At 32.7% G+C, this 2,868-nt stretch carries 4 protein-coding genes; all 4 read right to left on the bottom strand.

Annotated elements, in window-relative coordinates; translation table 11 throughout:
- Positions 1-63: 63 nt before the first annotated feature.
- Complete coding sequence (locus tag AC1DDX_RS26055; protein ID WP_337717713.1) at positions 64-753, bottom strand: hypothetical protein; 690 nt, start codon at positions 751-753, stop codon at positions 64-66.
- Positions 753-1,733 carry a PD-(D/E)XK nuclease family protein gene (locus tag AC1DDX_RS26050; RefSeq protein ID WP_337717714.1) on the bottom strand — a complete coding sequence of 327 codons (981 nt, stop codon included), beginning with the start codon at positions 1,731-1,733 and terminating at the stop codon, positions 753-755. The genes AC1DDX_RS26055 and AC1DDX_RS26050 overlap by 1 nt, the downstream gene beginning before the upstream one ends.
- A 133-nt stretch (positions 1,734-1,866) precedes the next feature.
- Positions 1,867-2,652 (bottom strand): hypothetical protein, encoded by a 786-nt coding sequence (locus AC1DDX_RS26045; protein ID WP_337717716.1) that lies wholly within the window; start codon positions 2,650-2,652, stop codon positions 1,867-1,869.
- The coding region (locus AC1DDX_RS26040; protein WP_477622886.1) for a hypothetical protein at positions 2,653-2,868 on the bottom strand (216 nt) is incomplete at its 5' end.

The raw sequence follows: 2,868 nt of genomic DNA, 5'->3' as shown, positions 1-2,868 counted from the left end.
CTCCTGCTATTCCGCTTTGAGATTTATCTAATTTTTTAAGTATTTCCCTAGTTTCTATCATGATTATTCGATAAATGGGAATTGCTTTAAGCTAAATTTTTGGAACAAAAAGGGGAAATGATCTCCCCCATTCTCCAAAAACCACTTACGTATAAGTTTATTTTTTTTAGGCTTTCCTTTACCTAATCCCTGACCCGACGGTGTGTGTAACCTAAAAGAAGGAATTTTTAGTTCATGACAAAGATCTTCTATCTTCCTAATTTGCCATTCAAAAGAATTAGGTGATACATTTAACTGGTTAGCCTTCCCTAATTTTGTAAAGTAAACCACTTCGATTCTATTTTCTTTAATATATTCAAGTACGTGATTTGTATTCCATGTAAACTCATTAAACATCTCAATTTGACTATCTAGTACAGTTTGGATTCTATTTTGATGTTCTGGGATTGTAAAATCTGCATCATTGATACTTATTAACAAATCTGTTAAAGCGATCTTATTTCTTTGAAGAAAAGCTAATTGAGTGGGTACATCTTGATGACTTATTGATCCTTCATTTGCAAAAAGAGGGAGTATTTTCCATAAGTAATTTCTACTCCTCCCATAATAGTATTTTGCAGTATTTTTTGGATGCCAACTTTGTTCTGGATTGAAAGTACCAACAATTAAAGTCTTAGCTTCCCAAGCTGGTAAAAGTCCTTTACATTCTCGTAGATGAGCACTGTGTCCAAAGAATTTATGTACACAAGTCATTATAGAATTTGTTTTTCAATTAGTACATCATTCCAACCTACATTCGGATTTTCATCAATCAATTTCTTAACTGCATCAAATCCTTTTATAAACCATTTCTCAATAGCTAATTCCATATCTGAGCTGCTCAAAAAATCGGACATTGGCTGTTCTATGGTGAAATATCCTTTTGAATTTTCGTACATAGGTAGAGAGGATAACATAGAATTAAAACTTTGAATTTTTGAGTTCTCACTATCAAGCCAGATCCAAACCATTAATATTGGTTTTGCACTAAAATCAAAACCAACGCCCAATTCACTATATCCATTCCCAATTATATTTATCTTTCGAAAGATGACACGTTTAAAGTCTCTTAATTGTTCTATAACTTTTGAGTCCTGTACTTTATTGTAGTCCCCGAAAACAGAGATAAATTGTGGTTTGATTTTTTCAAGATACGATTCCATTTTCATGAAAGCATTGTTAAAATGCTCTAGTGACAATATTTCCTGTATTGTAAAGTCTGTTGAATTACCCATTTGATTGATTTCTAAAAAGTTTAAAAATTGGCCTATGATTTCTTTGTCTTTCCATTTTCTCAAGAAATTTGCAATGTTACACCATCTAAATTGCTTAAAATCGTGGTCCGTCATATGTTTATTATCATGATATTTAGTACAATAGCGTAAATAAGTTTTGGTATAGCGACCTAGTCCATGCAAAACCTTTGAATAAGCCCACAACTGATCATAACCCTCATTTGAATGAACCTTGTTCTCTAAAAAACATATCATTTCTGAATTTTTAAAAACCATATCGATTCGACAATACAGTCTGTTATTCTCATTATAAGGATACACTACTTGAGAATCAATTTTAAAATCTTCACCCTCAACCCTCAAGACTTCATTCACAAATTCATTGGATAAATCAATATCAGAATTAAGAATAAAAACCAATATTTCAGTAGTAAAATCCTCAAGTGGAGTTTTAATCATATTCGTTCTGTAAAGTTTTAATAAAGATTGAAAAAGACTCATAAAATTATTTGTATTGATAACAGTATCTTTGATTTTGAATTAGGGTGTCTAAAAATGATAATTTACGGGTGCAAATTCTATTGAGCCATAATTAAATACTTAGCAACAATTTATCAGCTAGCTCTATTCGAATTCTTCTACTAGCCAAATCTGTTAAACGGTATTTGCCATTTTTTAGTTGAATAACCTGTCTTTTGTTGGGCGCGCATAGCCGTTGTAGATTAACAGTGACAGAAGATGAGCTACTCATTGAATGAATCCCCAACTCCTTTCTACTGAATCCATTTTCTCCTGCATAATGCAAAAGAATTAAAATTTCCTCGTCAGATTTAAGATCGGTGCGTTGAACCACCACAATATCGCCATAAACCCCAATACACGGTACATCAAACTGAAGGAGCTCTCTAATTGTTTTAGCTACCTCTTCTCTGTCACCATTCCAAAATATCCTCAGCATCTCATTCATACACCACCTAATTGATTCGATCAGATACTTTGAATCCATGTGATTTGGACTATATGTAGGAGATATATGAACGGCACCTCTGTCACTCCTAAATTTATAAATAGCATGTAAAACAGTCGATAAATGAGAGACATCTTTCCTATTAAGAAGATGTGTCACATCATTATTAATAAAATATCTTACGCAATCTTTAACTTCTTTCGTACAGCTAAGATTTCCACTATCTAGGTGATACAAAATTCTAAAAGCAATCTCTGAAAATTGACCGGCATCAAGTTCAGCAGGCTCCCAATCTCTCTGAATAAATCTTCTTTCCATAGAAATAAACTCATCAACGAATTGGGTTGCCAAAAGATGATCAAATGGTGGTGATAATTTTGCAATTAAGTTATTTTTCTCAACTAAGCCCATTTACTTTTTGGAATCTTTAATTAAGTTCTGAACAGAACTATCGCCAGCATCAGTAAGATACCAACGTCGTGGACTAGAAGTCGCATCCTCACCTACAAGAGCACCATTTCCTAATTTTACTTTGCCTAAATCTCTTGCTACGTTTCCTGAATTTATCGTTTTAGACTGTTTATAATGAGTATTAAAAGTATTGACTATTTGAGTTACGGTTAGTTC

The organism is Pedobacter sp. 10L46_2, assembly GCF_056395165.1.
This window is presented reverse-complemented; position numbering and strand designations above follow the sequence as displayed.

Excerpts from the sequence above, each read along its gene's own strand:
- AC1DDX_RS26055 (WP_337717713.1), bottom strand. The coding sequence starts at position 753 with ATGACTTGTGTACATAAATTCTTTGGACACAGTGCTCATCTACGAGAA.
- AC1DDX_RS26050 (WP_337717714.1), bottom strand. The coding sequence starts at position 1,733 with ATGATTAAAACTCCACTTGAGGATTTTACTACTGAAATATTGGTTTTT.
- AC1DDX_RS26045 (WP_337717716.1), bottom strand. The coding sequence starts at position 2,652 with ATGGGCTTAGTTGAGAAAAATAACTTAATTGCAAAATTATCACCACCA.